7 protein-coding genes and 1 tRNA gene are annotated in these 5,842 nt (G+C 43.3%); 4 read left to right on the top strand and 4 right to left on the bottom strand.

Going from position 1 to position 5,842, the window contains the following annotated elements; genetic code table 11:
• A partial coding sequence (locus J7K41_02320) for a serpin family protein (GenBank protein ID MCD6549523.1) occupies window positions 1–324 on the top strand: 324 nt, incomplete at its 5' end.
• Window positions 325–471: 147 nt separating this feature from the next.
• Window positions 472–1,335, top strand: a complete 864-nt coding sequence (locus tag J7K41_02315; protein MCD6549522.1) for a hypothetical protein — start codon at window positions 472–474, stop codon at window positions 1,333–1,335.
• On the opposite strand, the gene J7K41_02310 is transcribed toward J7K41_02315, so the two are convergent.
• The gene (locus J7K41_02310; protein MCD6549521.1) at window positions 1,332–1,823 is read right to left on the bottom strand and encodes a hypothetical protein; all 492 of its coding nucleotides are present in this window, start codon (window positions 1,821–1,823) and stop codon (window positions 1,332–1,334) included. The two genes, J7K41_02315 and J7K41_02310, sit on opposite strands and share 4 nt — an antisense overlap.
• A 449-nt stretch (window positions 1,824–2,272) precedes the next feature.
• Here J7K41_02310 and J7K41_02305 point away from each other — a divergent pair, with 449 nt between their 5' ends.
• Both J7K41_02305 and J7K41_02300 read left to right on the top strand, forming a co-directional pair.
• Window positions 2,273–2,902 carry a hypothetical protein gene (locus J7K41_02305; GenBank protein ID MCD6549520.1) on the top strand — a complete coding sequence of 210 codons (630 nt, stop codon included), beginning with the start codon at window positions 2,273–2,275 and terminating at the stop codon, window positions 2,900–2,902.
• A 25-nt stretch (window positions 2,903–2,927) separates the two neighbouring features.
• On the top strand, window positions 2,928–3,260 hold the full coding sequence (locus J7K41_02300; GenBank protein ID MCD6549519.1) for a hypothetical protein: 333 nt from the start codon (window positions 2,928–2,930) through the stop codon (window positions 3,258–3,260).
• Between the two features lie 62 nt (window positions 3,261–3,322).
• Here J7K41_02300 and J7K41_02295 read toward each other — a convergent pair whose 3' ends face one another.
• The 3 genes from J7K41_02295 to J7K41_02285 all read right to left on the bottom strand — a co-directional run.
• Complete coding sequence (locus J7K41_02295; protein MCD6549518.1) at window positions 3,323–4,624, bottom strand: amino acid permease; 1,302 nt, start codon at window positions 4,622–4,624, stop codon at window positions 3,323–3,325.
• A 73-nt stretch (window positions 4,625–4,697) separates the two neighbouring features.
• Window positions 4,698–4,801 (bottom strand) — tRNA-Trp (locus tag J7K41_02290).
• A 193-nt stretch (window positions 4,802–4,994) separates the two neighbouring features.
• A partial coding sequence (locus J7K41_02285) for a hypothetical protein (protein MCD6549517.1) occupies window positions 4,995–5,842 on the bottom strand: 848 nt, incomplete at its 5' end.

The raw sequence follows: 5,842 nt of genomic DNA, 5'->3' as shown, positions 1-5,842 counted from the left end.
ATGGAAACAAAATACAAACTGAACGATGTCCTTTCAACCATGGGGATGCCAACAGCATTCATTCCTGGTGCTGCGGACTTCTCTGGGATGAACGGTAATAAAGAGTTGTTCATAAGCCACGTGATACATCAGGCATATGTGGATGTTAACGAAGAAGGTACCGAAGCAGCAGCGGCTACAGGAATAGTTGTAGCGATTAGTGCTGTTCCACCGGAAAATCTATTCGTGGCCGACCATCCGTTCATCTTCCTGATAGTTGACAAGGAGACCGACGAGATCCTCTTTATGGGACGACTGAGCGATCCGTCTAAAACCGGTGCCTGAATTTTTCTTTTTTATTTTTTTGACCATCCCTGTTTTGTGTTTGTCTCTTTGTCGATATACACAAACCATTTCTACATGATAGATAACTTGCATGTGGGAGAAAGGTTTTTAAGAATATGATGCCCCAATAATGTTAGGTGTTAAAGTATGAAAAATAATGTAAAAAGAGATAGACGTTGGAAAAACAAACTTAAAGAGTTCTGGAATAAGAACAAACGTAAGGTTGTCGGATGGTCGTTAATATTCCTCGGTATGATACCATTAGTGGAAGGAGGAAAACATTTCATCCCGATTAAAGCTACAGAAGTCAAAGAAACAAAGGGGATTGTGAAGAAAGTTTCTGTAAAAGAGATACAAAAACTTAGAATAATGGATAGAAAAACTCTGAAAACATTTTCTCAAGTAGTAGATCCTTTCTCTGATAAGAGAACGTTGCAGATCCCAGTATATGATAAATATTGGAATTCTGCTGAAGAAGTAGCACAAAAACTGAAATCAAAACTACAAGATTATCCGTTGATCTCGGTTACGTACAGAGAATTGGAGGACAAAAACGAAGATAAAGGAAACATAATCGGTTACGTGAAAGTAGAAAACAAGTATCCAACGTATTACTATTTTTCAGAAACAACTAACGGTTATATTGTTTACATCGACTCGGGTTCATCGATCACCTACACACATCATCCGTTAGCACATTACGACCTCGGTTACACTGGACCGTTGTGCGATTCCGTGATAATAAAGTACTATCTAGATGGACACTATGATTATAATGCCAAAGTCGTCCGAACGTTGAAACTTGATACTGGCATTTACAATGGGTATAGATACGTGCTAAAAGAGTTCAAAACCTCAGACAATATTGAAGAAACTTTCCTTGACCTCAACATTCCGATCGCCGATGACCCTGACAAAATGAGATGGTATGGTGGTCTGGGGCAGTTAGGCATTTTCATGATAAGCATCGGTCTCTACCTTGTAGCACCGAAAAGAAAAGAGGATGATTAGTGTCTTCGTCTAACCCTCCTCTTCGGTTTCCGACTTGAGGATGACAAAGATAGACGTTTTACAACATCCGGAGAAGTAAGTTTGTACACCCTAATCGTCTCTGGAGGCATCCGAACATATCCTTTGTTCCCGGATGAATCTTCTCTTTCTACGTACGGAATCCGTATCACCCAGGTGATCGCAGAATCTATAATCCCCTTCTCAACCTTGGCATATATGGTACGTTCGGCCGGTGCGTAAGGGATCTCTGTAAACGCGTTACCTTTTCCGTGGATGTTCGCACGAAGGACCTCATACACTACATCCTTACCTTTATACCCTTTAGTCAACCTGCAGTATTGGGTCTTATCGCAACCTACACCTGTCAAAAGCGTGCCTACCAACACACCCATCGTAGCAAATTTTCTAAGATTTATCGGTTTACCGAGGGTAGGCATGTGCCTTCTTTCCCAGTCCAACATTCTTTTTCTCATAACCTTCACATTCATGCCCCACACCTCTGACAATGTTCAACACAATCACGCTCAATTAAATATTATGTAAAAACATATTTATAATCTTTTCCACACAAATCAAAACCCATCCCGAAATTACTTCCTCTCGTTGAAAACGATAAGAAACGTCTTAAAGAAACTGGAGACAAAACCGGAATTTGCCGGCCGAACTGCGATGAAAAAATTCTGTACATTCACAGGCCACAGATTGATGTGCGAATAGTTCTGCCTACTGACAGTTCAGCGCTCCAGGTTATCATCATTGCGCGCCGGCTTCGCCGGCGCGCATCAGCATACCTGCGTCTCATCACCGATACAATACTTTGATGAACGAGTATTTAACCGTTTGTGTCCGGTTCTTCCGACACTCTCGACCTGACCGTGCAGGAGCAAATGTTCGGTTTCATCAATATTTTTAAATCGTGGAGAAGTTGTTTTTAACCATGGAACCCATCTTTTACTTCTTCGGTGTGATGAAGAAGGACTTCTTATTCTACCTTGTTGACCCGATAGTCATCAGGGATGACGTTCTCTATGACCTGTCCGAACCGTTGTTGAACAACGAGTTGGAACGGCTCGGTTTAAGGTTGGATGATTTTGTCAGCGGTGTTGTGAAAAAGAGAGGTATCATGTTCGGGATCGCTAAGGATGGGAAATCGTTATCAAGTTTTTTGGAGTTGGGGGAATTACTTTCCCCGAGTATCGCTGGAAAAGATATCTGCGTATACTTCCTGGATGATGATAGAAGTATCCTGTTCAAGGTCAACAGGAGGTATTACGATTTGGGCGGTTTGAAGAGGAAGGTTTGGAACCTCCTGAGACCGTTAGACTTAATTACTAAAAGGGAGTTTACCGAACTTACGAAAGGTTGGAGGGAGAGGAACGATTACTACGATTCAGGTTTTCGGTCGGAGACATCCATGTTTAAACTGTGTGTCGGTAGATTCTATCATTCCTTTATCTATCTGAAGATGAAGAAATTTAAGGATTACCGAACAATCAAGAATAAAATATATAACTTAACACGTTCAAGGAGGAGAACGGTCCGGGTCAGGACCAACATTGAGGTGTAGACATAGATAACGGAGGTGGATGAATATGGATGTTAGGATGAAGAAGACGGTTACGGGTGTAGTGTTGGGTTTGTTCTTCGGTTTGATATGTGCGGGTATGGCAACCGTGAGAAAACCTGTACCGCTTACCGCTCTCGTGTTAATCGACACCGTTTACACACGAACCTTGGCGGGCGGTCTGATCGGTCTGTTGAGTGACCGGAAGAAATGGTTCTTCGTGGGATGTCGCGGGTTCGTGATAGGGTTTCTGGTCAGTATAAGCATGGCTCTTCCGTACGGTGTTTCCGGAGCTCTCGGGTTCGGACTGTTCGGCGGGGTCTACGGTCTGATAATAGATTGGGTGCTCAATAAAACGTAAATCAGAATCAAGAAAGATTCCAAAGAGTCACGGTCGTTGGTTTTACGACCGTTCATTCTTTCTTATTTCTTAAGCAGTTCGTACAACACCAATCCCGGAACAGCGAGCAACACTGAAAAAAACACCAAGTTTAATTCTATGTTAACCAGTAAGACCAGACATGTTAAAAATCCTAGGAAAGGAATGACAGGGAACCATCTCATGTTCACCGGTGTCATGAAGAATTTATGTTCGGCTGCTCTGCTCGATCTCTCTTTATATCTTATCACTATCACCGATAGATTGATCACGATGAACACTAACAGGATCGTGGCGTTAGTGAGACTGGCCACGGTTTTGATATTACCGATCAGCACAAACAGCATAGATATTATCATCAGGGAAATTATGGCAACCCACGGTGTCCGTCTGCTCTTATGAACGGATGCTAAACTCTTTGGCAGCATACCGCCTTCAGCCATACCGTAGACCAACCTTGATGTACCCAACAGCACGAGAAGAACAGTGTTAGCAGTAGCGAACAATCCAATAATGCCTAACAATGTATGCGATACATCACCGAAGAATACCCATGCAACGTCTGCCAAAGGTGCCTGCGACACGCTCAGTTTCTCCCAACCCAAAACACTAACGGACGATACAGCGACCAAGATGTACAGTAGGGTAGTGATCACGATGGCCAGTATTATCGCTTTCGGCATCGTTTTCACAGGATCTTTAACCTCCTCAGCCATGTTGACCATCTCTTCAAACCCCAGGAAAGCGAAGAAGACCAATGCCGCTGCGCTAAGCAAACCCGTAACGTCAGGGAATTCAAGGTAATCAACAGAACCGAAATACGGCAAACCGAACAGTATGATTATCACCAGACCTCCCGCTTCTATCAAAGAGCACACTATACCGAACCATGCAGATTCCTTTACACCGTAGATAAGTATCATGCTGAGAAAAAACAGCAACAGGATCGATGTCAGTACCACATCTGTATTAAAGAATGCGTTCAGGTATCCTGAGAAACCAAGAGACACGGTAGATGCTGCTATTATACCGCTAACGACCATTAACCATCCTACGATAAACGCTAATCTTTTGTTGAATGCTCTCTCAGTGTAAACGTATTCACCGCCGGCCTTCGGCATTCTTGAAGACAGTTCGGCATAACTTAATCCGGTAAACAATGAAACAATCGCGGCAATAAGAAACGAGCACCAAAGAGCGTTACCTGCCATGCCTGCAGCAGGACCTATGATTACGTATATACCTGCGCCCAGAATTATACCTATCCCTGTAAAAACAAGTTCCCACAAGCCAAGAGCACGTTTGAGTTTGGTCTTTCCTGTGGTACGTTTTCCCTTGCGGTTCACATATGGGGATACTCGGGAAAATTTTAAAATCCTTTTTCCCTGCTCCGCAAATCCCAGTTGATGGATAGAGAGATGGGGTCACGGGGATTTGAACCCCGACCTGCAGGTATCTTCTACAACCTCCGTAGAGGAGGGTTACCTGGAGCCTGCCACGCTGCCTGGTTACGCCATGACCCCGAAACGCACAGAACAGTATGCATTAGTGTCTATGTTATTTAAAAGATTTTTCTTAAGAACCTTTTGTTGTCTTTTGCTGCGATTGCGATACCTGGAGAAGCGGGTTTTTACCGACCACCTTCTGCACACAATACTTGTTAGATGATCTATTTTATTTTTCCGAGCAGATGGACTTACTCAGGAAACTTTTAGGTTAGAATAGTAGGTCTGATTCGCACGTAAATAGAACTTTGATGTATTCCATGACCTCCTTATTCCTCTCGCTCATCCTTTTTATCAGCGGGGCGGTCTTCCTTCTCTTCTTTAACAGATTCCATATCTTGCTGGAGCGGGTACGAAGCTCGCTTGAAGATAAAACTATGAGAAACCCTCTCAACCAGAAATCGTGTTGATCCTCAACATTACTTCTGCTGAGCAGCACTTCCAACAATGTTACAACCGTTCTGTCGCTTGCGATCCTTAAAACGTATTTTTTGAATATTTCGTCATTGTTACCGATGTTGGCGAACTTAGAAACAAGGTCGTTGTTCCCATTCTCCAGTTCCCTACGGATAAACCTATCCACCAAAGAGACCAGTTTTTTGGTTTGTTTTTCTCGATCCTTCGTGAACGATTTCTTGTTCAGTTTCATGACTGTGAAGGATAGGTCGGTGACCGTAAACCTCTTCTCCTTCATAAGTTTCTTGATCAGGGCGAACAACCTTCTGAAGGAACCGTTGTTACCGGTAATCTCACAGTCGTAAAAAAGATAGTACATCTTAACACGGTCGGAACCTATATCTCCTATTATCCGTGACAGGGTCTCGTGCAACCTCGCCCGGTCTTTGCTGGTGAGGTATTTAGACCTGTACAGACGTAGCACTGTAAACCAAACCGTCTCGTTAACCTCGTCGGGGTGTTCTATGTTTTTGATATCCTGGAGAACCGTGTTGAACGCCTCCTTTTTGACCGTCCTGGACATCTCGGGATCGTTTATCATCAAGACCAATGTCTTAATCCTATCCTCAAAAGTAGTGATTCCGTACCTTGACAACAGTTCTT

It is taken from the genome of Candidatus Micrarchaeota archaeon (assembly GCA_021163225.1).
Lineage (GTDB): Archaea > Micrarchaeota > Micrarchaeia > Anstonellales > JAGGXE01 > JAGGXE01.
Note: the sequence above shows the minus strand (reverse complement) of the source record. Positions and strands in the feature narration are given on the sequence as shown.

Bases quoted from the DNA above. Each gene is read 5' to 3' on its own strand.
- J7K41_02315 (MCD6549522.1), top strand. From the start codon at position 472: ATGAAAAATAATGTAAAAAGAGATAGACGTTGGAAAAACAAACTTAAA.
- J7K41_02310 (MCD6549521.1), bottom strand. From the start codon at position 1,823: ATGAATGTGAAGGTTATGAGAAAAAGAATGTTGGACTGGGAAAGAAGG.
- J7K41_02305 (MCD6549520.1), top strand. From the start codon at position 2,273: ATGGAACCCATCTTTTACTTCTTCGGTGTGATGAAGAAGGACTTCTTA.
- J7K41_02300 (MCD6549519.1), top strand. From the start codon at position 2,928: ATGGATGTTAGGATGAAGAAGACGGTTACGGGTGTAGTGTTGGGTTTG.